Origin of the sequence: Paenibacillus pectinilyticus (assembly GCF_001700435.1) — a bacterium.
Taxonomy (GTDB): Bacteria; Bacillota; Bacilli; order Paenibacillales; family NBRC-103111; genus Paenibacillus_E; species Paenibacillus_E pectinilyticus.
On record NZ_LYPC01000012.1, the window covers coordinates 244,404 to 269,946 of the forward strand.

The following is a 25,543-nucleotide window of genomic DNA, read 5'->3' on the forward strand; positions in this document are numbered from 1 at the left end:
CAAATTGTATCATTAATTAGAACTAAACCCAAATAAGAAGAGAATACATAGCTATTTAAATAACAAAATATCCTTAATAATTCTGTAAAGCGTCTTCAACTCATCAATTTTTAGGTTAACCAAAAGAAGATCTATTTTATTAAGGAGTTCATTTTTTTCTTTGTTTGTTCTGTCTTTTTCTTCCTCAAATAATTGAGAGGGGTTAATATTCAACACTTCAGAAATTTTTTGTATCGTTTCAAGCGTAATATTAACTTCTCCTCGTTCTATTTTACCGAGATAGGATTGATCAATGTTTATAAGCGCTCCCAGTTCCTCTTGGGATAGTTGCGCAGCTTTTCTGTAGAATCTAACTCGTTTTCCAACACTAGCAAAGAACTTCGACATAAACTCACCTCTCTACTTAAAGAGTAGGTAAGTGAGTTCAAAGTATGAAGTATAATATACTACTTAATACCATTTGAAAATAGGTGTTTTATAACCTAAAATAAGGTTACACTAACCTACAAGGAGAATAACATCATGAGCAATTTGATGAGCCACCACGTAATTGAAAACGTGATTCAATATAAAATGCGGGGTAAAGTTGCTTATTTAGGTAACTTATCTACAACTTCTGCCTTACAACTCACTTATGTGAAGCCATTTGACCATCCTTCAGGTAAAGGCTATCAACGTCCTGTTGATATTAAAAGATGTAACGATTTTGCTATGTACCTTTCAAAAGGGGATAATGCGTTATTTACCCCGATTTTGTTAAATGCGGAAGCTAAATGGGAGTTCTCAACTTATGATAAAACTAGGCCGTCCTATGGTAGGCTAATATGCAAGGAAAAGGCTTCACTAATGGATGGACAACATAGACTTGGTGGAATCAAACGCTATGCACAGGATACCAACTCAGAAATAAACGTCCCTTTCTTGGCGTTCCACTTTCTCGATGAGGATGAAGAAATTCAGCTATTCGATACAATAAATACAAAGGCAAAAGGAATCGGAATATCTCTTAGTAGATACCTACGCAGATATTCTGATGATTTCAGTTGGATAGCTACTGAGCTTATTGTTCGAAGCGATAGTCCATTTCATTACATTGGCACGATTACTGGTAAAAGGAGTACAGGTAGACATGTTACCTTGCAGAATTTATATAAAATATTAGAGTTTATGTTGAAGGCAAATCATGTAGCAAATTTATCTAAGGATGAAAAACTCATGATAGTCTTGGTGTACTTTAATGCTTTTAAAGAACATTTCAATATGGAATGGTTGGATTATAAGGAATATAGAATCACACATATCGTTTGTTTAAATGCTCTTGCAATGGCAGGGGCTGTGATTTTTGCGAAATGTGTTTCTGAGGAAAAGAAGCAAATTGATTATAAACGTATGGCAAGCTATGTGAAGAAGCTTAAAGCTATAGATTGGTCCAGTTACGGCCCATTTAAGTATATTAAAGGTATAAGTGGTTCCCGAACATTAGCGGCGGAACTGGTCTCGCAGATGTTATCGGAATAATTGAAAGGAAGTAGTTTCTGCAAGGTACAGATTCTAAACAGCGAAGAAAAAGTCCCTTTGAGGTATATGTGGGGACAGCACTTGGCTTTCGGTAAACCATTTTTAGAAGTCGGGTGTACGATCCGTTTACTGGAGAACATTAAAGTAATTGCTGACGAACTGGATGTTCCTGAAGATCAACCCGCACGTGTAAAACGTGGAATTACTCATGAATGGCCGTGGGTTGAGGAGACATCAGGCAATATGACGGATATTTCTGTGCTACCGGCAAAGGGAACTGCTTCGGAAATCGTATATCTAAAAGGATTTGAAGATCAGGGGTGGTATCAATTAGACAATGCACGGCTTAGTGCAGCAATTCGTGTAGAGTGGGATGCCAATTCGATGCCATACTTGTGGTACTGGCAGGAGTTCGGAAGTATGACCGAATACCCTTGGTTTGGCAGGCATTAATAATATTGGTTTAGAACCGTTCTCAAGCTATCCGACTCAGGGCTTATCCGAGACTGTTCGAAATGGAACTGCGGGGTATATTCAAGGAAGAGAGACACGGACGTTTTCAATATCAGTAATTTTGTTGGAATTATAATAAATTTTCTTCAGCACATGAACCGTCGGGATAATCTATCCTGACGGTTCTTTATTGTGATTTTTGTCGAACCGAAAATATGTAAATTAAGTTCGATAAACTTCGTGAGCATAGTGCGAAATAAATTTACGCTGCAAGGTCAGATACCGAGTAACACAGTAGAGTAGAGGGGGAATAGAAGACCAATATAAATCTTTATCTAAGTTATGTGAATAATTGTTATATTTAGAGGTGTGTATAATGAATACAACAGCGACGGGAGTAGCCGACATGATAAAGAAATACAGCTTTGCTCTAGACACGTTTAAAAACATACAAGAACTTATTCGCTTCGTTGATCAAAAGTCTTCGGCTGTTCTTGTAATTTACGGATTCATACTATCCGCGTTTATTGCTACTACGAACAAACTGGACTTTATCAATCCCTTCAGTCTAACTTTCACTAAAGGGATGATTTCCTTACTTGCATTCGTAGTTGGGCTCAGCACTCTGGCTCTCTTACTCTATAAAATTTACATTATTATCAACAAAATTTTACGGCCACGTTTAGCTAATAACTATCTTCCAAACAAACATTCCATTTTTTATTTTGAGCACATTTACAAAATGGGGAAAGACAGCTATCTTGAAGAATTCCAAAATATGAATGAGGATGATTTCGAAAAGGAAGTAGCAGCACAGGTATTTGAAGTCTCCGGAATCATGGTGAAAAAAACGGCGTACCTAAACAAAGTTATGACACACTTGTTTTATTCAATTGCATTGCTGTTATGTTTTATCTTTTTGATGCAATTTCTATCTACGATTGGGGGACCAAGATGGGTTTGAGAAATGATATTGAACAAAAAGTGAAGGCAATTATGGATACTGAATTTATGGTAACAGATGTAGACTATGTACCCGATATTAATGACAGCAGATTAACTTTTGGAAACACAGGTTTACGCTTTGAAGCGACTGTTTTGTTCATTGATATGCGCGGATCCACGAAAATTCTAAACAAACATAACCGGCGAACTGTCGCAAAAATCCACATGGCATACCTGCATACCGTTGCTAAAATTTCAAAAGACCACGGTGGTGAAGTTAGATCATACAACGGAGACAGCATGTTAGTATTTTTCCAAGGAACAACGAATGCATCTATCAGTAGTGCAATACAAGCAGCGATGAAAATGAAATTCATGATTGCCGATAGTCGAGGTGGAATTAATCAATACCTTGCTAAATATTCTGCAATTGATTTTGGCATCGGAATCGATGATAGTAAAATCCTCTGTACGAAAGTAGGTATTTCCGGCGAGAATAATAGAGATGTCTTTTGGGTTAGTAATGCAGTCAATAAGGCTGTAGTACTGAGCGATAATGCAAAATCTCCAAACCATATTAATATTTCAAAATATGTTTATAACAGTCTAACGGATAATGTGAAATATCACGATCCAAAAGGAAAGAGACTTAACATGTGGACTGAGAAGACTTTTAAATACAACGATGTAGATGAAAAATACTATTCAACTAACTTTCAATGGATAGTAAATTAACATTTTTAGTTTTGTGGAGTATTGCTTAAATGGAAGCCAAACGTAGCAACAGTACCTTATAAAATAAGGGGCTAACTGGAAGGCAAGCTATATTAGTGCTTATCACTGTCTGCGGAACGACTATGTTCGTGGGAGTAGTTGTATGAGTGTTGGCTGGCGTCGTAAAGGTATTTAGAAAGAATTAATTACAAGCACCAACAGCAGGCTGTATTCGCTTTATAGGCGTTCCTAGGAGCCTTTCGGGAGGAAATCTCAAAGAGCGTGCAGAGGGCTCTCCTTATGGAAGATATTATTGGTATTCAGTTATTTTCGAAATAATCAATGCTAAAGATTTCTCTAGAGAAGTATAGACTTTGCTCATGGTTGAAATTGTAAAGGTTAATTTAACAACGAGGATATCTCGTTAGACTAATCAATAGAATTGCAAAATCTCTTATATCTTGTTACATTGGATTGTGAATGGGGGGAGTCCTTTGATCTTTGATGTAAAACATGAAGAAAGTAAAACCAAACAAAATCAAAGAAATAACATACTAAATCAAGCTTTTAAATTATTCATTGAGAAGGGAATTCAAAATGTAACTCTGCAGGAAATTGCGGATGCGTGCGCTATTCAGCGCCGTACATTGTACTTTTATTACAATAATAAAGAAGATGTGGCGCTTGAGTTAGTTAAAAACGTTATTTTGGAGTTTAAAAAAGTCTCCGTAGTTTCAAATATTCCGGATTACATAAACACTGGTTATGCTCGCATCGAATATATGCTATATACTTATTTGGATTACTTGCTAAAGAATGAAGATGTTGTTCTATTCACGGTTCAAGCGGATTATTTTTTTCACAAAACTTATGGAAGTGCAAATGCCGATAATGCTTTTATCTCCATTTATGAAGGGCAAGAGCAAATATTTCAGAATGAATTGCAACGCGGAATTAAAGACGGCAGCATCAAACAACAATATGCTCATAATATCGAGGAAGTCTTCTTTGTTTCCAGTTCAGCTGTAATGGCTCTTGCACAACGATTATTATTCCGAGAAGAAATTATTAAAATGGAAGCAGGATACGACAGAAAAAGCGTGTCACTGCTCGTTGAGGTGATTTTAAGCGGCTTAAAGGCATGATCTTCTACGTATCCGTTCGTGGTGAATGGATTTTTTTATCAACATTTATTTCACTTAATGTGAAATAAATGTTGATAAAATACTCATTATGAGATATTATTCGTTTATATCATATAAGGGGGCACACCAATGCTAATCATTCCAAAAATAAATGGCAGCTTTTTAAAGAGGGAACACTATTTTACGCTACAAGACCAACTTGACATTCACATCGGATCTTTCAATCCGTCGATTGTGGACGTATTCGTAAAAAGAATGAGTCAAGAATGTCAGATTCAAGTGAATGTAAGCGCAAACAAAAATGCTGTTATTAAACTTATTAAGAATATAGATACCGAAAATGAAGCATATGTTGTGGAAATCGAGCAGAATGAGATTCGTTTATATGCTCTTGATGATGCAGGTATGACTTGGGCACTGACTTCGATGTATCAAATGATCGTTGAAGCGCAGAAAGAAAATGATGGCAAGCTCGATTGTATATGTTTCCAAGATTATCCAAACTATAGGCACAGAGGATTATTAGTCGATGTTGCACGTCATTTCTTCCATGTTGAAGAAATGAAGAAAATTATTGAAGAGATGTCTTTATATAAATTAAACGTGCTGCACTGGCATTTAACAGACGACCAAGCTTGGCGAATTGAAAGCAAAATTTTTCCGAAACTGAATGAAGTCAGTCCTTCCGGAAATTACTATACCCAAGAGCAAATAAAAGAGATCGTATCCTTTGCGGCTAGTAGAGCTGTAGAAGTTGTCCCTGAAATTGATATGCCTGGACATGCATCAGCGGCTATTGCTGCTTTCCCAGAATTGAGTTGTTTTGATGAACACATTCAAGTTACGGAGAAACCAGGTATTTATAAGGTGATCATGTGTGCAGGCAAAGAGTCCACGTATCATTGGATTTACCAATTAATGGACGAGATCATACCGCTATTTGCCTCCAACCGAATCCATTTGGGAGGCGACGAAGCTCCCAAAGATAAATGGAAAACATGTTCTCACTGCAATGCGTATATGAAACTAAACCAAATTGACAACTACGAAGATTTGCAAGGTGTCTTCACAGAAAAAGTTGCCAACTATGTAACAAACAAGGGGAAGACTGTTACTTGTTGGAACGAGAGCTTAAAGTCGGATCACCTGTCCAAAGATATTGCCATACAGTATTGGATAGAAGCAGAACCGACAAGTTATGTTTATCCGCATTATGAGAAAGGCCAACCGATGATTTTCTCTGAGGTCTTTCATATGTATTTTGACTATCCTTACTGTATAGTGCCATTAAAGAAAACCTATGAATATGAACCTAAGATTAGAGAGAATAAACGTTTGAACGGCGCCAACATTTTGGGGATTGAAGGGGCGATTTGGACAGAAAGAGTTTCTACGAATGAAATTCTCGAATCCATGATATCTCCGCGAATTCAAGCACTTGCTGAGGCCGCGTGGACGGTTGATCGTAACTACGAAGATTTCTTAATTCGTCTAAAGGCACATTTAGAGTATATAGGTTTAAGCAAGCTCGGATCAACGCCGTTTGAAGAAGCCACGATCCATGGTGAACAAGCGAAGGCACAAGCAATTTCATTCTTGCAAGGCTTTATGGGGATGATGGCAAGTCCGGATGTTGAATTAGGTTTATCGCCTGAAGAAATGAAAGGGATGGCCGTGATGTTCATCTCGAACATTTTTGACGAAGAGACAGCTGCTGGTATGTTGAAATCATTAAATTTTTAAAAATTTGATCTGGGGGAACCAACATGAAAGAGCAGACGACAACATACGTAGCAACGCGGTTTGAAAGAATTAGCTACGACATGTTTTTTACAGGCCAAAACATCATCTACATGGTTCTTTCAACGTTCTTAGGCGTTTACTACACTGGAAATCTAGGAATCCCAGCGACAGCTGTTGCTGCTATTCTCCTCGTTGCGCGGATATGGGACGCTTTTATGGATCCTCTACTTGCGACAGTCATTGAAAAATCCAATTTTAAAATCGGTAAATTTAGACCTTGGGTATTGATGGCTGCCTTTACGGTTCCGCTATTTATGTTATTGTGTTTTAGTTTCAACGATTTTCTGATTGGACAAAGTCTAGTAGTGAGAATCATATATGCTTCCGTGACTTATTTTATCTGGGGTACCTTATATGCGGCGGCTGATGCACCGGCTTATGCGCTCTCAACCGCGATGACTCCTGTACCTGAAGAAAGAAATTTGCTTCTCTCATATAATAAGCTCACAGGACTTATTGGCGTCATTATTGGCATGGTTTTATTTCCAACTATACTCAATGCCACGGATAACAATTACTTTATTTCTGTCCTCGTGATGTCCGTTATCGCATTCTTGACGATGATTATGATTCGATTTACCAAAGAAAGAGTGAAACAAGAAGGAAGAAAACAACCTGCAGTTAGTGAAATCTTTAAGTCCATTGCAGGCAATAAATATTTAGTCCTTATTGTTCTTATAGGCATAATTGCCAATGGTACGAATTTCGCAATGACACTCACGCCGTTTGTTGCGTTAGATATTTATGGTGATTCAACAAAAGTGACTGCGATGTTGGGGCTTGGCATTATTCCAATGTTACTAATTGCTCCCCTGTCTCCGCTATTAATTAGAAAATTTGGCAAGAAGAACTTAGCCGTATTCTCCTTTGCGGCTACAGCTATCTTTTCAATTCTGATCTATTTCTTTGCAAAAGATAATTACATGCTGTATCTCTTGCTGTCGCTGATTCGTGGGCTCTTATCTGCGCCGTTTATCATTGTTTCTGCTTTATTCTTTACCGATTGTATCGAGTTTGATGATTACACCAACGGGAAAAGATTTGAAGCTGTTACCTTTGCTGCCCAAACGTTTATGTCTAAACTCGTAGGTGCCATTTCTGGGGGAGTAGGCATGTGGATTATTGGAGTTGCTGGTTATAAAGCAGCTGTTGCAGGCGAAACGGTGACACAAACACCATCTGCACTGAATGCTTTGTGGGCGGCTATGAATATAGGGCCTGCGGTAGGTTCGGTTATTGCCATTATCATTATGCTAAAATTCTATGATTTATCTGAAGATAAGGTCCAGATGATGATTGAATCGAATTTACAAAAAACAAAATAATTATGTGATTAGACGATAGGGCAGTCGATCAAGTTGATCGGCTGTCTTACTTTCTTCGGAATAATAAGTCAATTTACGTTCTGTTTTCTTCCTGTTCAATTCGGAAAAGGCGGTTTTGATGATGCTCAACTATGGTTATGATTGGAATGATTTTATCCATAAGCAACAGGGGTTGCCTTATGATCCTGGAATAGAAGCAGCCAGTGGCTTAGAAAACGTATGGAAAATTAGAACCGTTAACTCTGTTCTGACTTATGAGCTTGCGGTTCCATTTGGTGCCAGTATTGTATCAATTAGTCAAACAATATCCAAATTTATCTCAATAGGTGGCAAGCGGACCGTCACTCTGGATCTCGATACGTTTTCGAAAGAGGCTAAGCATCAAGGCTTGACAGAGGTTCATGACATGCATAGCCATAACTATTATGAATTGATGTATGTTTGTGGCGGGGATGTTCCTATTACGATTGAAGATCGCACACATATATTCCGAGCCGGAGATATCTGTTTGTTGGATTCCAAAACACGACATCTTGAGACATATTCAGAAGGAAATCTAATTTTTTATTTTTGCATGACGAAAGAGTTTGTCAATCGTATTCTTGTGTCTAACAATATTGAAAATGCCATTACGAAGTTTATTTCCAGAAGTTTAAAGGAGAAAGAGAGTTATAAACATAAGAGCTACTTGTACTTAAAGCCAGTCGCATTCAATCCTCAACTTACCAAAAAAATTTCAGCTACGATTGAGCAATTACTTCGTGAGATGTCAAGCAATGATGTTGGCTGCGAGTATATGACGCAAGGTTTGTTGATGCGTTTATTTTCTTTGTTTTCCGATCAAAATTATGAATCAACGGATGAAAGTGTCCTGTTGAAAATCGAGCCTGATTCGCAATTATTTGACAAAATCGCAATGGTGGTACTTCATAGAAATGGCAACGTTACGCGGCAGGAAGTTGCTGAGTATTTACATTATAATTCGGATTATATAAACAGAATAGTTAAAAAACACGTGGGGATTTCATTCTCTGAATATTGTAATGCCATTCGCTTAAATAAAGCAGAGGATCTATTAGTCACTACCATGCGTAGCATCAATAAGATTATTGATGATGTAGGTTTTATTAATAAAACCCACTTTTATAATTTGTTTTTCCAAAAGCATGCAATTACGCCAGCACAATACCGCTCAGAAAAAAAGTTCAACACATGTCTGAATAAGATACTGTCACAAAAGATGAAATCGCTTTCAGACAATGATTTATAAATCCTCTTTGTATACTATAGGTGTAGACACACTACTTGAATCATATAAGGGGATAACCTAATGAACATTCAAACAGAGAAAAATTTTGCAACTTCAAGATGGGAGAGGGTAAGTTATTATAACTATTATTTAGGACAAAACTTAGCGTTTATTATTGTAACTTCCTTTTTATCTGTGTATTACACGACAACATTAGGCATTTCTGCTGCTGTTGTTGGAACCATCCTACTGCTTGCACGCGTTTGGGATGCATTGGTCGACCCCGTACTTGCAACGATTATTGAAAAATCAAACCTAAGGGGCGGTAAATTCAAACCTTGGATTAAGCTTGCATCGTTCACTGTTCCCATTTTAACAGTCTTGTGTTTTGGCTTTGAGCATCAGCTGTTAAACGCGGCTTTAGGACTTAGAATTACTTACGCAGCTGTAACCTATCTCTTGTGGGGCACGATTTTTGCTGCTTCGGATGCACCGTCCTATGCACTGGCTACTGTAATGACGCCTTATCCGGAAGAAAGAAATAAGTTGCTCTCATTTCTTCAAATTAATTCTATGGTCGGCATTCTACTTGGGGTCATTGGATTTCCAATCGTTCTTAACGCGACAAATAACAATTATATGATAACCATCCTTATCTTTTCCGTCATCACTTTCGTATTTATGTACATGGCTCGGTTTACGAAAGAGCGTGTCAAGCAAGAAGATAGACCATCACCATCCGTCAAACAAATTCTAGGGTCGGTTGTCAGAAACAAATATTTAGTCGCAATTATAGGTCTTAGTATCATTTCATGGGGAACCAACTTCGCTCAAGCCATAGCTCCATATATTGGAAGTGATATTTATAAGGACGAAAATGTAACATCGCTCATTTTAGGTGTCGGCCTTTTACCTATTTTACTTGTAGCGCCATTTATACCGGCATTGATCCGGAAATTCGGGAAAATCCATTTGCTAGGTTTTTCGTTTGTAGCAAACATTGTCCTTTCACTGATCATACATTTCGTAGGTCCACATAATTTGAACTTGTTTTTAGCCTTGTCATTTGTGAGAGCGGCTTTAAGTGCTCCGCCTATGATCATCTATTCTTTATTTTTCGCAGATTGCATGGAATACGACTGTTACAAAAATGGTACCCGATTTGAGGCGGCTACTTTCGCTATGCAGACTTTGACGTCCAAAATATCTCTCGCTATTTCTGGAGGGTTGGGACTATGGCTATTGGCTGCGGTAGGATTCAAAGAATCTATAGCAGGACAAACCGTCGTGCAAACGCAACACACGCTTGACGGCATGTGGGCCATTTACAATTTGGGTCCGGCAGTGGGTTGTTTGCTTGGTTTATTTATTCTCTATAAATTTTATGATTTAACCGAAGAGAAAGTAAAAATGATGGTCGATGAAAACATGAAGAGAGCGAGAATAGGTCAAAGTTCTGATGTTATTCAGAGTTCGTCCAATTTTAAAGCTTGATTGGCGCTGTAAATTATGTTTGGAGGAAATGTTATGCATAGAATCGATATTGTTAAAATCAATGAGTACTTGCAAATAGATGATTTCAATTTGAATTTAATTCTTAAGTGTTTGGATGAGATTCATCAATTACCAATTTTGCAAGAACAATTATTAATTGCAAAGCATCAAATTTTTATGGAGAACCAATTTGACTTGTCCGATGAATTAAAAGCAATTGTGGAAAATAATTTACAAGGAGCAAATTTTTTTCCGCTAATTGTACTTTTAGAGAAGTTCGATGACGTATTGAAGTTCTATTCGAAACATAATCTTCCGAAAGAGATCTTGCACCATACCTTTAGCGACGTTAACTTATGGATTCGAAATTATAAAGAAAGATATCAAAAGGACGGATTTGAAGAGATACGATGGTTAAAGAATCATTTTAAAAATGAAATTTTTAGATTAGGACGATTGCAGTTTATTTATAAAAAAAATTATTTAAAAGCAAGAGTGTATAAGCATAAAATGACAAAAGAACTGCTGATTGTACCGCATGATCAGGTTGAATTTGATGATGAGGGGTTTGTGAAATTCACATTCCCGATAGCCGTACCTGGTTTGGATACGAATATAGCTTATTTTTCTTCGGAAGTTACAGAGTCCGAAACGGTTATTAACTCCAATTGCCTCCTGAATAATGGGACTATGATGCAGGGAAATGTGATAATTACCAAAGCAGATTATGAATGTATCTTGGATGAAAACGATTATGTCTTAGACGTACATGTTCCAGGTTATGAACCGTTGGACACACTTAAATGCAAACAATCTTTTGAACAAGCCGTACAATTTTATAATACCTATTTTAGTGAGTACAGCTATAAAGCATTTGTGTGTGACTCGTGGCTTCATACGCCGCATTTCAAGGAAATTCTGGATGCTGATAGCAATATACGCAAATTCAGTTCGTTATTTACTCTTGTAAGTGGTGTTGCTTTGAATTATGCTTTTTTATTCTTTGTTTTTGGTACATCGGACCCTGATTTGGACAAACTGGTGAGAAAAAGCAGCCTGCAAGAAGCAGTTTACAATCATTTGCAGTCAAACAAAAACTTATGCGTAACAAGCGGGTTAATAATGATTGAATGAGATATTGAATAAGGGCTCGTATGAAGAAGACTGTTCATGGACGAGCTCTTGCTGTCATTTTCAAAAAGCTAGTGTATAGGAAAGCTAATTCTCCCATAACCTACCAAGATGAACTGGTGGGAAGGTGTGAAAACATGGCGTTTCTTCTATATTTAGTACTTATTATTTTGTCCACGAAAGTGGCAGGTGATCTATCAGTCCGAATTGGGCAACCTGCAGTGCTTGGAAAGCTTATTGCAGGTATTATTTGGGGGCCAGCACTTTTAGGCTGGATTCAGCCTAGTGAATTTATTTCCCATTTTTCAGAAATTGGTGTTCTGTTACTCATGTTCATTGCTGGATTAGAAACAGATTTGGATAAATTGTTGAGCAATTGGAAATCCTCTTTCGCGGTGGCGGTTGGGGGGATCATCCTACCTTTTATTGGCGGCTATGGGATTTCTGTATCTCTCGGACTTTCGAACACACAGTCGCTTTTTATAGGATTACTGCTATGTGTCACTTCGGTTAGCATATCCGTTCAAACCTTAAAGGAAATGAACCAATTAGATTCTAGAGAAGGGACGACGATTCTGGGAGCAGCTGTTGTGGATGATGTGATTGTTGTTGTCCTACTTGCCGTTATGATGAGTTTACTTGGTACAGCGGGGGATACATCTATCCTATTTCTCATTCTGAAAAAGACTGTATTCTTATTCGCAATCGTCTTACTTGGATGGTTTATTGTTCCAATGATGATGAGAATCTTCTCACGTTTAAACGTCAGTGAAGCTGTCATAAGCGCCTCACTCCTATTTGTTTCGCCTTTGCCTATTTTGCAGAAATGATGGGCATTACTGGAATTATAGGTTCATTTGCAGGTGGGATTGCTGTCTCGTAAACCAAATATAAGCACGATGTAGAAACAAAAGTTGAACCGATTGCTTTTTCCTTATTTGTCCCTGTTTTCTTTGTAAGTATAGGATTAAACATTACATTTAAGGGATTAAGTAGTCATATCGTGTTTATTCTACTCGTTGCTGTTATTGCGATTGTGACAAAGATAATTGGAGGAGGGCTGGGTGCCCGCCTAACTGGATTTAATCTACACGATTCGCTAGCAATCGGATCTGGGATGGTTTCAAGAGGAGAGTTGGCACTCATTATTGCAGCGGCTGGTTTAGAATCAGGACTCCTGATGGAGGAATATTTTACGTCAATTGTTATGGTGGTCATTTTGACTACATTAATAACTCCACCGATGTTGAAGGTGTTTTTCAGAAAATGATGTTCGTATTCGTTTAAGACCATTCAACATTTCTCAGGGGTTATATTTGAAGGCTTGCGTATTTAGTGATGCCTAAAGAGTGATTTTCCTGGATTATTTCCTTTAAAACTAGTTGTGTTATGGCACGCAATGCTTGTTTTTCCACCTAGTCACATCCAAATAGAAGTTCCCCGTTACGGTCAGCTCCAATGAGATCAGCTCCATCCTCGGCATCCCTTATTCGAACCTTCCATAACCTCAAGTCTTTACCTTCAATATTAACCTTCGATCAGTACTAAATCCAAATTACCAAAACATGTATATTAAAGAGTGCTTATTGGCATATTACTTAGTACTTAGTTTTGTTGAAAGGAAAGCATATGACAATCACTCCTTCCCTTCAAAATACGTTTGTACTATTGAAAGAGGCGTTCTCATCAAGTACGGATTTAAAAATGAAAACAATGAAGTTCCCCCATTGCGAATATGGGTTATTTTACTTAGATACGATGATCGATACGACGGTTTTTCAGGATCATATAGTAAAACCGCTAACTGAAAGACCTGATATAACTGTCGAGGAAGTTATTACCCTCCGGGTTATTGAAAAGTCAGAGACCTTCCAAGAAGTAGTCAATGCCATCGTTCAAGGGAAGACCGTATTGCAAAAAGAAGGCGAATGTGTTTTGTATCTTCTTGGTACTGAACTGCAGAAAGAACGTTCAATTAACATTCCTACAAAGGAACGGGTGCTAAGAGGTTCAAATGAAGCTTTTATAGAAAACTTAGATACGAATATTAATATGGTTAGGAAAAATGCTCCTTCTGCCAATCTTGTTGTCAAGTATTTCACGCTAGGCAGGGTCTCGAAAACCAGAGTTGCAGTGGTCTCCATTAAGGGAATCGCAAACCCCGATGTTGTTACCATGATTGAACGACGGCTCCAACAGATAGATATTGATTATTTGGAAGCACCTGGATTTATTCAGGAATTTATTCAAGATAAACGTTTTTGTCTGTTCCCACAAGTTCTGACAACGGAGCGGCCGGATCGAACGAGAGCTTATTTAATGGAAGGAAAAACAGCCATCTTCACAGAAGGTTCACCTGATGTGACGTTGATGCCAGTATCATTTTGGGCTTTCTTTCAGTCTCCAGATGATTATCAAATTAATTGGTTCTTTGGAAGTATTTTTAGGTTACTGCGAATATGCTGTTTTTTTATTGCCATTGGTTTACCTGGGTTGTATATTTCGTTGGCTTCATTCCAATCCTATGTGCTTCCGTTAAATGTCGCATTGACATTTCAAGGCGCATTAAAATACATCGCATTGCAACCTGTCGTTGAGACAGTTCTCATGCTGATAGCCCTCGAAATTTTAAGAGAAGCAACCGTAAGGCTTGCGAATCCTATTGCGCAAGCCATAGGTGTAGTAGGCGGGATTGTAATTGGAACTGCCGTGGTGCAATCCAATCTAGTTTCTAATACCGCGGTCATCGTAGCTTCGTTTACAGGGCTAGCTTCCTTTATCATACCTTCCTATGAAATGAGCAGTTCGGTCCGGGTCATTAACTATCCTGTGATCTTTCTTTCTTCGATTTTTGGTATGGTTGGCTTCGTTTTTTCTCTTTTTTGCCTACTTGTCTATTTATGCCGCATGAACACAATGGGGCTTCCTTATTTCTATCCGGCACTGTTCGGTAGTGAGGCTAAAGATACACTCATTAGAGCGCCGATTTGGAAATTAAGAGAACGACCGAAAGAAGCGGCGCCTCTAAATCGGCTTCGCCTTAGAAAACCTAAAGGGTGAAATAAAGGATGAAGGAAGAATCCATAACGAATAAACAGCTCTTTTTCCTTGTGTTGCTTGCGCAGATAGGCAGTCGAGTATTGACCTTGCCTTACGCTGAGGTTGAATATGCCGGTACAAATGGCTGGCTGGCAGTGCTTCTTGGGGGATGCGTCGCACAAATCTGTATTTTCATCATATGGATGCTTGGTAATCAGTATCCCTCACAGCATATTTATCAGTACCTCAAAACCAGTGTTGGAAAGCTGCTTGGCGGTACCTTAACTATTGTTTTTGGATTGTATTTCATGTATTCTGCGCTCATTGTCTCCCTGAGATATGTAGAAATGTTAGACCGATGGGTACTACTACAAACACCATGGTGGGTCATTTTGCTCATGTTTTTCATTGCAAGTGGATATGCAGCTATGTCTTCCTTACGTGTGCTTTCATTCATTAGTAAAACAGTTTTCATAATCCTCGTTCTAGGATGTGTTCTGATTATTTTTAGTGGATTAAAGCAAGCTGATATTAGATATGTTCTCCCTCTATGGCATGGCGGAGGAACTTCATTTGCATATGGCGTATTCCAAGGATTTTTAGCGTGTTTGGCATTTGATATACTTTTATATGCCTATCCCTTTGTACAAAAAGGGAAGGGGAAGATACTTAAAGCAACAACATATGCGAATGTATTGTCAACCGTTATGTATGCCTTGGTAGTACTGATTTGTTCGTTGAATTTTACGCCTGAGCAAATGAGTAGAGTACCTGAGCCCATTATTTTTATATTAAAACAATACAATTGGGAAGTCATACAAAGCATAGATATTATATTTATCATCTTTTGGTTCGTGATTGTCGCAACAACTGTTTACGTCTATTTATTTTTGACCTCGAAAGCTATTAATCATATAGGGGAAAAAGAAGGAAAGAACCATGTGCTATGGGTGTGGATATCTACGGGGATCTGTTTCACGCTAGCTTGTTGGATTTCCGCAGACAAAAAAGCAATCTCGTTCGTAACGGGCTCGCCATATGAAATCAGCAGTGTAGTTTGTGTATTTGTCATACCTTTGCTGTTATTGATAGTGTCCAGCATTTCGCACGCAAGGAGAAGAAATCTATGAAACAACTTGTCTGTTCCATATTCATACTACTGATCATGAGCGGTTGTTGGGATCAGAATCGGATCAAAGATCTCGAATTGGTTGATGTAGTCGGATTAGATACGGTTGGGAAATCCAATCTTACTAAAATGAACCTCGCGATATCATCACTCAATGAAGCTCATCAGGGCGGCGGAAAACCTGGTATGGAATTGATTACAGCGCAAGGTGGCAGTGTGGGTGATGCTATAGAGAATATTGATTATAGAACCGCAGGCGGACTGTCATTTAATCAAAGCCGGTTGTATATCTTAAGCAAGTCGTTTGCTGCTAAAGAACCAACTGAAGATATGGAAATATTTGGGAGAGTTGCGAGTTGTCCATTAACATCTAGTGTAGTCGTGTATGATGGTGAAGTAACTGATCTTCTTGCTATGAAGAAAAAAGAGGGGAAGACCATTGCCAACTATTTGGTGGTTTTGTTACGTCATGCGGAATCTCTACACAACACGCCAAAAGAAACATTGCTTCGATTTATCGTTGGAAAAGCTGATCCCTACGGGGATTTGGCATTACCCTTAATTAAAATGAATGGTGATAACATTCAACTTTCTGGCGCAGCTTTATTTCGTGAAGGCAAATATTCTGGCATTGATTTATCCCCTAACCTAACTAAATTGAGTATGCTCTTGAAAGGAGAGAACGGAACAGGAGTTTCTCTGATCATAGAATCAGGGGGGGATACCTACGAATTATGGGTAAAAAAGGCTAGTAAAGATTTACACGTTAAATCTAGTGATAACAAGGTTAACGACATCATACTGCCTTTACATATACAAGCTGTGCTAACAGATGCCGGCAAGAATAATAAGGCCAAAGCGTTGTCACAAAGCAAAATCGATGACCTGGAACGTATGTTATCAGAGGAGATAAATAAACAGGCTTTACAAGCCATTAAGACATTACAGAAGGCGAATTGCGACTATTTGGAACTCGCGCGTGAAATTCATGCGTTTCATTATAAGGAGTGGAAGCAAATGAACTGGCGGGAGGATTATCCGGAAATGAATATTCGTCCAGAAGTTAAGCTTCAGATTTTGAATTCGGGTGTAATGCTTTAAGAATGTAATTCTACTGTTTATTGAAGGCCTCACCTCCTTCGGAGAGGCGGTAGAAACGTTTTTGGATTTTGAAAATATGATCTCAAGAAAGGAGAAATATCTTTTCGGTTTATCCACCGATAAGTTATTTCTCCTTTTTGATTAATACCCCGAACTGAATTATAAAAAAACCACCCCTAACTTAACCTTAATTTTCTTGCATTACAATAGTAAACATTATTAACGAACTTTATTTTCCTTGATCACTGATAAGCCTCGTTATATGCCTTTAGAACTCTAATTCTTATGCGAAGAATAACAAGTGTAAAATAAAAAAAAAAAGCCCTCTAAAAGTGTTAATTTAAATGGGGATTTCACTCTATGCACTTATGCATGTGGGTGATTCATCCGCCATATCGCCGCGGTGCGCGATAATCGGTTTGCCCTTCGCGTTCAGCACGCTCAGCGTCACGTCGCGCAGCGACAGTCCTTGCAGCTCGCGGCTGCGGATCCAAGGCTCCTTCGAGGTTAACGGAACCTCGGTAGGAAAAAGCGGCGTGATGGTATGCCCGCCCGCCTCAGCCCACGCATATCCGTCTCCCGTGGAGCCAGTATGCGGCACCGAGCAGCCGCCGGAGGCGACGATCACAGCGTTGCTGTGAAGCGTCTCGCCGCCCTGCAGCTGGACGCCGCTGACGCGGCCGTCCGCGTACAAAACCTTTTTGGCCGGACTGTTGGTCCGGATCTCCACACCCTGCCGCCGGACTTGGCCGATCAACGCGTCGACGACGGTTTTGGCCTTATCGCTGACGGGGAACATCCGACCGTTGTCCTCTTCCTTGAGGTGGATGCCGAGATTTTCAAAAAAATCAATAATATGCTTATTGCCAAAATGGGTCAAAGCACTATAAAGAAAGCGTCCGTTGCCAGGAATATGCTTGATCAATTCATCCATATCCTTATTGTTCGTTACGTTACATCTGCCGCCGCCAGAAATACCGAGCTTACGCCCCAGCTTATCTCCTTTATCGATGAGCAGCACGGTTGCGCCGTCCTTGCTTGCAGCAATGCTGGCCATCAGGCCCGCAGAACCGCCGCCAATTACAATTACATCATAAGTCATCCGAATAGAGCCCCTGCCTCGCGAAATTTGAAAGTCGGTTATCGGTTGCACGATTACCGTTTATCCTTGCATCATAGCACGCGAGAGGCCTTATATTCAAAAGATACACACAGTCCGTGGATAATATGTTGATAAAACAGCCCTATTTGTGGGTAAGTAACAGTTGTTATGTGGATAGATGGATCCAAATTGTGGATAACTAGCATTCTGATCCAATTCCATCCACAATCCGCCTGCACGGCTGACCATTTTAAGACAAGCTATCCAGACGATCAACACCCTGCCTGTTATTAAAATGATAATGATCCACCTGCAAGTCGAGCCATCTCTGTCCAAGAGAGGCCTCTTGGCCATAATAGTGCAGCTGCCCTTGTTTTGAAAGCACAATAGCCTCACAGGAATCGCTGCGTTTGGCAAGCAGGGAGAGACCCTCTTCCATGCCCAGGGAGCCGAGCAGTCTTGCCCATACGTGGCACTCTACGAGATCTTGGCCCGCGACGGTGCATTGCAGTACATCACTGCTAGCGTAGCTCTCGCTGTCTTCCAAGGGGCTGTAGGTGGACAGCGCGCCATCTGTCATGACGACAGCACCAAGCTTGTCGTTATGATTCCAAGGATTTTGAATACCAACGATCCAGGGATCTAATCCCTGTTCTTGTTCTTGCTCCTGTTCTTGCTCTTGCTCTTGTTCCTGCTTGTTGCCGCCACGCCCCCAAACCGCTACATCGCCATCCGCAACAATGAGACCCTGTGAGAAGGATAAGGTCTTCTTGATATAGTCGACTAAGCGTTTCAGCGACCAGCTTTTCTCGATGCCTTGCAGATGAATGCTTGTATGCTGGGGCAGCGTAACGGACTTCATCGTCGGATTAACCTTCCAACCTACATGGCTAGGGGTCCGTTTGAGCGTCTCGGTTGTTGAATCTATATATAGAAGCGGTGTGTAATTACCGTCGGTGATCGCTTGATACATTTCGGCTAGGAAGAGAACTTCCAGCATGGGATTGGACACAAGGCAGCTTTCACCGGCCAATGTATTTAAAAGGTTAATTTCACTGTCCGCCAGCTCAGGGCTGAACCGCTTTTCCTCACGGCCAAACCAGTCTCTGCCGATTTCATGTATACGTAACTGTTCACGCTCCTCACAGGGGAGCAATAGGTCAATGGCCGAATCCATCATTTGAAAATGAAAAGGAAGGAAGGCTTGCGTAGTCTTGGTCATCAGGGTTTCCTCTTTTCTTTCGAGTCCTTACTTATCTAGGTTCAGTATAAGGGGGCTAACTGAGATTCAATTGATTGTTAGCTGAAAGATAGCTGAAATTTGTCTGATCTTCTTTATATAGTAGAAGGAATACTGGAGCCGGATCTTTTTGCGGGGTTCGGCTTTTCTTCGCGCGCCCAACTTTCAGCAAGTTTTCAGCCCCTGCTCAGATTGCTTTTAGGCAGGATATGGGATACTGATTGTAGAAGTCCTGTACGATTGAAAACCGGGGGAGACGATACAGATGCGCCAATTAAAAGGGATTAAAATATTGCTTGTCGATGACGAGCCACACATCTTAGAATTTCTGGAGCTGGGGCTCACGAACGAAGGCTTCGAGGTAATGACGGCCCAGGATGGCATTAGTGCGATCTCAGCTTGCAATAAATTTCAGCCTCATATCGCGATACTGGATGTGATGATGCCAGGGATGGATGGCTTCGAGGTATGCCGGATGATCAAGAAGCAGGAGAATATCGCGGTGATCATGTTAACTGCCAAAGATGAAATTGATGATCGGGTGAAGGGGCTAACGCTTGGAGCCGATGATTACATGATCAAGCCGTTCAGCTTTGAGGAGCTGCTCGCCCGGATCTACGCGCGAATTCGGAACCATTTTCCAAACTTGTTCGGGGAAGTCATCATTGGACCTCTTCGTATGGACGATCGCCGCAAGGAAATCAGCATGAATGAACGTGTATTGGAGCTGTCGCCTACGGAGTATGAATTGCTTAAATTTATGGCGATTAATCATGGGCTTGTACTAAGCAAGACGATGATTCTTGATAAAGTATGGGGCTATGATTTCGGCGGCGAGGAGAATATTGTCGAGGTGTACATACGTTCTTTACGCGACAAGCTGGGTGATAAAGAGCATAAACTGATTCGTACGATTCGCGGCGCTGGGTATCGGATGGATTTGACATGAATAAGCGCGGCTGGTTCGCCGATGCGTTCGTGACCCGCTCTTTGAAGTTTCAATTACTCTCCCGCACGTTATTGGTGATGTCTGCGCTGCTGCTGTTAATTGGTGTCTTTCAATATGTGTTCATGCAGCAGTTTATGTATCAGAATAAAGCAGAAACCATCCGCAACCAGCTTGCTGCGCTGCCGCCCAATGTGTGGCTTCGTGTGGAGGAGGGGCAGGATAAGAACTCAAGTCCTTTCTTGCCGAGACAGGATTTTCGGAACAACAATCGGCAGGATAGTAATGTTGGCGGGAACGGGAATCCGCGGATTTTCGTGCCGGATCTAACGATAGCGCTGATTGATGACAAGGGTGCTTATAAACTCATCTCGTCACAGGATGAAACATCCACGCTGCAGCTTGATGCCAGTAAGTATCTGGATATTTTAAAAAATAAGGGAAAAATACAGGATCATCTGATTCTCGACGATAGCAGTGGAAATGAACAATTGGTTGTGTTTCATCAAATTGGCGGTGACCCAGATCGCTCCCGTGGCTTTCAAGGGCTCATCCAAGCGAGCACAAGCACAGCGCCCATTAAAGATGTGCTGCTGAGGCAACTGCTGACCTTCTTGTTCCTCTCGATGTCGGCCATGATTATCGGCCTGCTGGGTTTCTTGCCCGTGCTGCGCAGGACACTCGTTCCCCTCTCGAATATGGTCGACACGGTCAAAAGCATCGATGCAGGCAACCTGAACGAACGGTTCCCAGCTCATCAAGGGCAGGTAGAGATGGATCGATTAGCCACTTCGTTCAATAGTATGCTAGAACGGTTGGAGTTTTCATTCGAGGCGGAAAAGGAAGCCAAAGAGCAGATGCGCCGCTTCGCGGCGGATGCATCACACGAGCTCCGCACACCGCTGACCTCCATTCATGGCTTCCTGGAGGTGCTGCTGCGCGGCGCCTATCAGCAGCCAGAGCAGCTGCTGAAGGCGTTGAAGAGCATGCACGGCGAGTCCGTGCGCATTAATAAACTCGTCGAGGATCTCCTCTTACTCGCGAGATTAGATCGTACGCCGTCTTTCACGAAGACGGAGGGTGCTTTAGATGATATGCTCCATGAAATGGAGCATCAACTGCGTCTGCTCGCAGGCGAGCGTCAAGTCTCGTTCTTACTAGAACCGGAGACGCGTTGTCTCTACGATTCGGATAAAATGAAGCAGGTTGTGCTCAATCTGTTTCACAACGCGGTCCAACACACACACCCGGAGACAGGCGAGTTGAGGCTCTCCGTAGTTCAGAAGGACGCGTACGTTGAAATCGCCGTGCGCGACAATGGACCTGGGATTGCGCCGGAACATCTTGCGCATCTGTTCGATCGTTTCTACCGCATCGATTCCTCGCGGGCGAGGCGGAGTGGTGGGGCGGGACTGGGCCTCTCGATTACACGTTCTATTGTGGAGCTGCATGGCGGATCCATTGCTGTGGAGAGTGCCGTCGGGGTAGGAAGCACGTTTATCGTTCGGCTGCCCAAAAAATAAGAGGTGGAAGGCTGACGAGTACCTGTTTAAATCAATGATTTCGTTCGTTGGCCTAGTTTTCAAAAGAGGGTGTCCCCAATTGGGGACACCCTCTTGATTTTGTTTATAGATAATAGAGTGAAAGCTTGAAAAATAAGCGAGGAACATACTTCCGGCTAGGCATCAGACATGAGCGAAGACGGATCTATGTGATTTGACGATTACCGATTGATACCATGCCTCCCAGTCTGCTTGATTGGGTGATTGAACATACGCGGATATAGGCGTCGTGCATTGCTTAAAGCCTGTTCCGCCGAGTACGAACAGTAAGTTAGGGTACTCGCTTAGACTTGCTTCGATCCAACGCTCCGTCATTTCCACATACGTAGGATTACTTATCGAAATCGCAATGACTGAAATGTTTTTCTCCTCAATTAATGTAGCCAAGTCGCCTAAAGGTGTATTCGGCCCTAAGTAAATGACCTCGAGGCCTTTGGTTCGTAAAAATAAGCTGAACAACATGAGACCAATGTGATGGTGTTCACCCTCGGGACAGAATGCTATCGCTGTAGGAAGATGAGATTGAATAGGAAGTATTCTAAAAAAATGAATGATGCGCTGCATAATCAATTGGGATGAGAAGTGTTCCTGGGCAGTCGATATGTTGCCATTCTCCCATTCCGTACCTAACCGGACTAACACAGGATTAAATACATTGTAAAAAACGTCTTCATAGTGATAGAGCGAAAAAGCTAGATCAATTGCTTCATGAGAGGTTGCCGTATTTAGACCGATTAAATTTATATACAGTCTTTCAATAAGATCATGACTAGTTTTATAGATAGGGGATGCTGGAACTTCCTTGGATGGCGTTTTAGACTTTTTTTGTTTCAGCAAGCAGACAGCTTCACCAATCTTCATGTTGTGATCCGTCAGTTGATTTTTTAACCATTTAAGGGTACTTATATCCGATTCACTATATAAGCGATGTCCCCCATTGCTCCGAAAAGGGGTAACGATCTGATACCTATTTTCCCAGGCTCGTAAAGTTACTGTAGGAATCTCGAGTATTTCAGAAGCCTTCTTAATGCTATACATATCTTGTACACCTCAGAAGTATTATACACAATTAGTATCCCTTTGGTAATTGTTTCTTGTATAACTGATATAATTATTGTATAGTTTCCTTAATAAAATTATACAAAAATTATACATAGATAGAATAAGGCGGTTTGCATAATGAGTGTTATATCGACTAGAAATCATGCCAGCACACAGGTGTTGGATGGAAATTCTGTACTTGCTGCAATTGAGCAGTCATTGGCTATGATTGAGTTCGACGCCCAAGGGAAAGTAGTATGGGTCAACGACAATTTCGCAAAGGCTATGGACTATGAAACAACAGAAATGTTAGGGCTGTCGCATAAGAAGTTTTGCACTTCGGAATTTGTGAATAGTTCTGAATATACCAAGCTTTGGAATGATCTAAAGAGCGGGCGTCCTTTCCAAGAAAAAATATTGCGGGTCACTAAGAATCGGCATCTTCGATGGTTTGAGGCAACATATACACCTATTATGAATACGGAAGGCCAGGTAGTGGGTGTTCTGAAGATTGCAACGGATATTACGAAGCGAGAAAACGCGACTACAAAGTTAACGAACGATTTGCAAGAAATGGCGGAGGATCTTTTGAAACGCGCGGAAAAAGGGGTTTCTAGCAGCTACGAAATTGCATCAGCGATCGATAAGGTTGTTGGAGAATCTAATGATAATATGCATGCCCTCCAATTGATGGAGCATAAAGCCGACGCTGTTCAACAAACGACGAAGTCAATCCGAGACATTGCTTCGCAAACCAATTTACTCGCTTTGAATGCGGCAATAGAGGCAGCGCACGCAGGACAGTATGGGCTGGGCTTTAATGTGGTAGCGAGTGAGGTTCGCAAGTTGGCTAAGCAAACGGAGGAGGCAGCTAAAGAAGTGAACTCCACACTTCAGGATATTGCCGTTCAGGTAGTAGAAATCTCTAAAGGTATAAAGCGTACACAAATGGTGATATCAGACAGTCAGCTGCGCACACAACAGGCTGTTGATGAATTTATGGACATTGGTCAAGCTGCACGTCAACTAGATAGCCAAGCCAAGGCACTAGGGGAGTTACTATAAAGTAAACTGAGCCAATAATATGGAAATAGAGCACGTGTATTCGCATGATACAAAAGGGGTCAGCCGTCAAACGGTTGGCCTCTTTCGCGTCTGCTATCGTACCATTTCCTTTTTCAGCCAATGCTCAGGTACTTCTCAACCAACCTTCAGTTCATACTCAGATGGGCTTCAGGTAAGGGGTCTATACTTGGTTTTGTAAGGGAAACACAAATCTAAAGATGAGGTGGAAACAAATTATGAAAAAGATAAGCAAAAAAATTCTCGCAGGTTCACTAGTAGCATCTTTCGTCATCGGAGTTGGTTTAGTAGGAGCCTTACATAATGAAGCATTCGCAGATACAGCAGCAGGCACATCAACGAGCACAACAACTCCGAAAGCTGGACATGGCGGCAAAGGTTTTAACGATATGGGCCGTGGACAATTCGGTGATCGCGGTGGTTTTAGAGGCGGCAATGTAATCAAAGAAACGGCAACGATCTTGGGCGTTGAAGAAAGTGCGGTTCAAGATGCGTTGAAAGCTGGTAAAACATTAGCGGGCTTTGCCGTTGAAAAAGGATTAACGAAGGAAGATTATTTGCAAAAGCTTATCGCAGCTGAAACAACATCCATTACGGCTGAGGTAACAGCAGGGAAATTGACGCAAGCGAAGGCGGATGAAGCGATTAAAGGCCTAAGTGACCAATTAACGAAGCAAATTGATGGTACTGGCTTTAAGGGCGGCTTTGGCGGCGGTCCTGGTCAAGGCGATCGTGGCGGCTTCCGAGGCGGCAATGTGGTGAAGGAAACAGCAACGATTCTCGGCGTAGAGGAAACGGCTGTTCAAGAGGCATTAAAAGCGGATAAAACCTTAGCTGAATTTGCGGTTGAAAAAGGATTGACGAAGGAAGATTATTTGCAAAAGCTCATCGCAGCTGAAACAACATCCATCACGGCTGAAGTGACAGCAGGGAAATTGACGCAAGCGAAGGCTGATGAAATTATCAAAGGTCTAAGTGATCAATTAACCAAGCAAATTGACAGCAAAGGCTTCAAAGGCGGCTTCCCAGGTGGCGGTAAAGGCGGCCCTGGAGGTCCTGGCGGATTCGGTGGCTTCGGCGGCGGACTATTCGGCAATTCGGAAGCAGTAACTACGATTCTAGGTATTACACAAGATGAGCTCAAAACGGAGTTAGAGTCCGGTAAATCCCTAGTGGACATCGCAACTGCGAAAGGCATCAGCGAAGATGATCTGATTAGCAAAATCAAAGACAGCATGACAGATTCCATCAAAAAGTCCGTCGAGCAAAAAGGAACGGCACATAGCCGTCCAGATGGCAGACAAGGACGTCCTAAAGCACCTGCGGACACAGCAACGCCTGCACCTACAGCAACAAACTAAGGGAAAGATATGAAAAGCTGCTCGCTTCGCGAGCGGCTTTTTGTGCGTGCGAACCTAATGAGGAAGCGAGGGTTGTCTTCATTTTCAGCAAACACTCAGCTTTCGTTCAACTTACTTTCAGCCCACACTCAGACTGGTTTCAGTCGTTCCTAGTAGACTACA

The 25,543-nt window shown here is 41.1% G+C and carries 20 protein-coding genes and 2 pseudogenes; 18 read left to right on the forward strand and 4 right to left on the reverse strand.

Annotated features, from left to right (window positions below; all coding sequences use genetic code 11):
* Window positions 1-51: 51 nt before the first annotated feature.
* Window positions 52-387 (reverse strand): helix-turn-helix domain-containing protein, encoded by a 336-nt coding sequence (locus A8709_RS07075; protein WP_065851481.1) that lies wholly within the window; start codon window positions 385-387, stop codon window positions 52-54.
* 135 nt (window positions 388-522) lie between these two features.
* Here A8709_RS07075 and A8709_RS07080 point away from each other — a divergent pair, with 135 nt between their 5' ends.
* From A8709_RS07080 to A8709_RS07145, 14 genes and pseudogenes are all read left to right on the forward strand, one after another.
* Window positions 523-1,518, forward strand: coding sequence for a DGQHR domain-containing protein (locus A8709_RS07080; RefSeq protein ID WP_065851482.1), 996 nt, complete (start codon window positions 523-525; stop codon window positions 1,516-1,518).
* 57 nt (window positions 1,519-1,575) lie between these two features.
* Complete coding sequence (locus A8709_RS07085; RefSeq protein WP_141692454.1) at window positions 1,576-1,971, forward strand: aldose epimerase family protein; 396 nt, start codon at window positions 1,576-1,578, stop codon at window positions 1,969-1,971.
* Window positions 1,972-2,347: 376 nt separating this feature from the next.
* Window positions 2,348-2,935: a Pycsar system effector family protein gene (locus tag A8709_RS07090; protein ID WP_065851484.1), complete on the forward strand. Its 588-nt coding sequence runs from the start codon at window positions 2,348-2,350 to the stop codon at window positions 2,933-2,935.
* Window positions 2,926-3,651: an adenylate/guanylate cyclase domain-containing protein gene (locus A8709_RS07095; RefSeq protein WP_065851485.1), complete on the forward strand. Its 726-nt coding sequence runs from the start codon at window positions 2,926-2,928 to the stop codon at window positions 3,649-3,651. The genes A8709_RS07090 and A8709_RS07095 overlap by 10 nt, the downstream gene beginning before the upstream one ends.
* Before the next feature lie 473 nt (window positions 3,652-4,124).
* Window positions 4,125-4,775 carry a TetR/AcrR family transcriptional regulator gene (locus A8709_RS07100; RefSeq protein ID WP_065851486.1) on the forward strand — a complete coding sequence of 217 codons (651 nt, stop codon included), beginning with the start codon at window positions 4,125-4,127 and terminating at the stop codon, window positions 4,773-4,775.
* Between the two features lie 129 nt (window positions 4,776-4,904).
* On the forward strand, window positions 4,905-6,518 hold the full coding sequence (locus A8709_RS07105) for a beta-N-acetylhexosaminidase (RefSeq protein ID WP_065851487.1): 1,614 nt from the start codon (window positions 4,905-4,907) through the stop codon (window positions 6,516-6,518).
* 23 nt (window positions 6,519-6,541) lie between these two features.
* Window positions 6,542-7,903 carry an MFS transporter gene (locus A8709_RS07110; RefSeq protein WP_065851488.1) on the forward strand — a complete coding sequence of 454 codons (1,362 nt, stop codon included), beginning with the start codon at window positions 6,542-6,544 and terminating at the stop codon, window positions 7,901-7,903.
* A 118-nt stretch (window positions 7,904-8,021) separates the two neighbouring features.
* Entirely contained in the window at window positions 8,022-9,173 is a 1,152-nt protein-coding gene (locus A8709_RS07115; RefSeq protein WP_084224723.1) for an AraC family transcriptional regulator, read from the forward strand.
* Window positions 9,174-9,233: 60 nt separating this feature from the next.
* Window positions 9,234-10,646 carry an MFS transporter gene (locus A8709_RS07120; protein WP_065851490.1) on the forward strand — a complete coding sequence of 471 codons (1,413 nt, stop codon included), beginning with the start codon at window positions 9,234-9,236 and terminating at the stop codon, window positions 10,644-10,646.
* A gap of 33 nt (window positions 10,647-10,679) precedes the next feature.
* Window positions 10,680-11,780, forward strand: a complete 1,101-nt coding sequence (locus tag A8709_RS07125) for an acyltransferase domain-containing protein (RefSeq protein WP_065851491.1) — start codon at window positions 10,680-10,682, stop codon at window positions 11,778-11,780.
* 134 nt (window positions 11,781-11,914) lie between these two features.
* A pseudogene (locus tag A8709_RS07130) lies at window positions 11,915-13,047 on the forward strand (cation:proton antiporter).
* A gap of 359 nt (window positions 13,048-13,406) precedes the next feature.
* A complete protein-coding gene (locus A8709_RS07135; protein ID WP_065851492.1) occupies window positions 13,407-14,837 on the forward strand; it encodes a spore germination protein in 1,431 nt (476 codons plus the stop codon).
* Between the two features lie 8 nt (window positions 14,838-14,845).
* Window positions 14,846-15,946: a GerAB/ArcD/ProY family transporter gene (locus tag A8709_RS07140; RefSeq protein WP_065851493.1), complete on the forward strand. Its 1,101-nt coding sequence runs from the start codon at window positions 14,846-14,848 to the stop codon at window positions 15,944-15,946.
* Window positions 15,943-17,046 carry a Ger(x)C family spore germination protein gene (locus A8709_RS07145; protein ID WP_065851494.1) on the forward strand — a complete coding sequence of 368 codons (1,104 nt, stop codon included), beginning with the start codon at window positions 15,943-15,945 and terminating at the stop codon, window positions 17,044-17,046. The genes A8709_RS07140 and A8709_RS07145 overlap by 4 nt, the downstream gene beginning before the upstream one ends.
* A gap of 391 nt (window positions 17,047-17,437) precedes the next feature.
* Here A8709_RS07145 and A8709_RS07150 read toward each other — a convergent pair.
* Window positions 17,438-18,148: pseudogene (locus A8709_RS07150) on the reverse strand (aminoacetone oxidase family FAD-binding enzyme); the annotation flags it as partial.
* A gap of 250 nt (window positions 18,149-18,398) precedes the next feature.
* The gene (locus tag A8709_RS07155) at window positions 18,399-19,370 is read right to left on the reverse strand and encodes an FAD:protein FMN transferase (protein ID WP_065851495.1); all 972 of its coding nucleotides are present in this window, start codon (window positions 19,368-19,370) and stop codon (window positions 18,399-18,401) included.
* 283 nt (window positions 19,371-19,653) lie between these two features.
* Between A8709_RS07155 and A8709_RS07160 the strand changes: the two genes are divergently transcribed.
* A complete protein-coding gene (locus A8709_RS07160) occupies window positions 19,654-20,337 on the forward strand; it encodes a response regulator transcription factor (protein WP_065851496.1) in 684 nt (227 codons plus the stop codon).
* On the forward strand, window positions 20,334-21,857 hold the full coding sequence (locus A8709_RS07165; protein ID WP_065851497.1) for a sensor histidine kinase: 1,524 nt from the start codon (window positions 20,334-20,336) through the stop codon (window positions 21,855-21,857). Before A8709_RS07160 ends, A8709_RS07165 begins: the two co-directional genes overlap by 4 nt.
* 162 nt (window positions 21,858-22,019) lie before the next feature.
* Here A8709_RS07165 and A8709_RS07170 read toward each other — a convergent pair whose 3' ends face one another.
* Window positions 22,020-22,934 (reverse strand): MerR family transcriptional regulator, encoded by a 915-nt coding sequence (locus A8709_RS07170; RefSeq protein ID WP_065851498.1) that lies wholly within the window; start codon window positions 22,932-22,934, stop codon window positions 22,020-22,022.
* Between the two features lie 141 nt (window positions 22,935-23,075).
* Between A8709_RS07170 and A8709_RS07175 the strand changes: the two genes are divergently transcribed.
* Together A8709_RS07175 and A8709_RS07180 are read left to right on the forward strand one after the other, a co-directional pair.
* Entirely contained in the window at window positions 23,076-24,002 is a 927-nt protein-coding gene (locus A8709_RS07175) for a methyl-accepting chemotaxis protein (RefSeq protein WP_065851499.1), read from the forward strand.
* 236 nt (window positions 24,003-24,238) lie between these two features.
* Window positions 24,239-25,381 (forward strand): hypothetical protein, encoded by a 1,143-nt coding sequence (locus tag A8709_RS07180; protein WP_065851500.1) that lies wholly within the window; start codon window positions 24,239-24,241, stop codon window positions 25,379-25,381.
* Window positions 25,382-25,543: the final 162 nt, after the last annotated feature.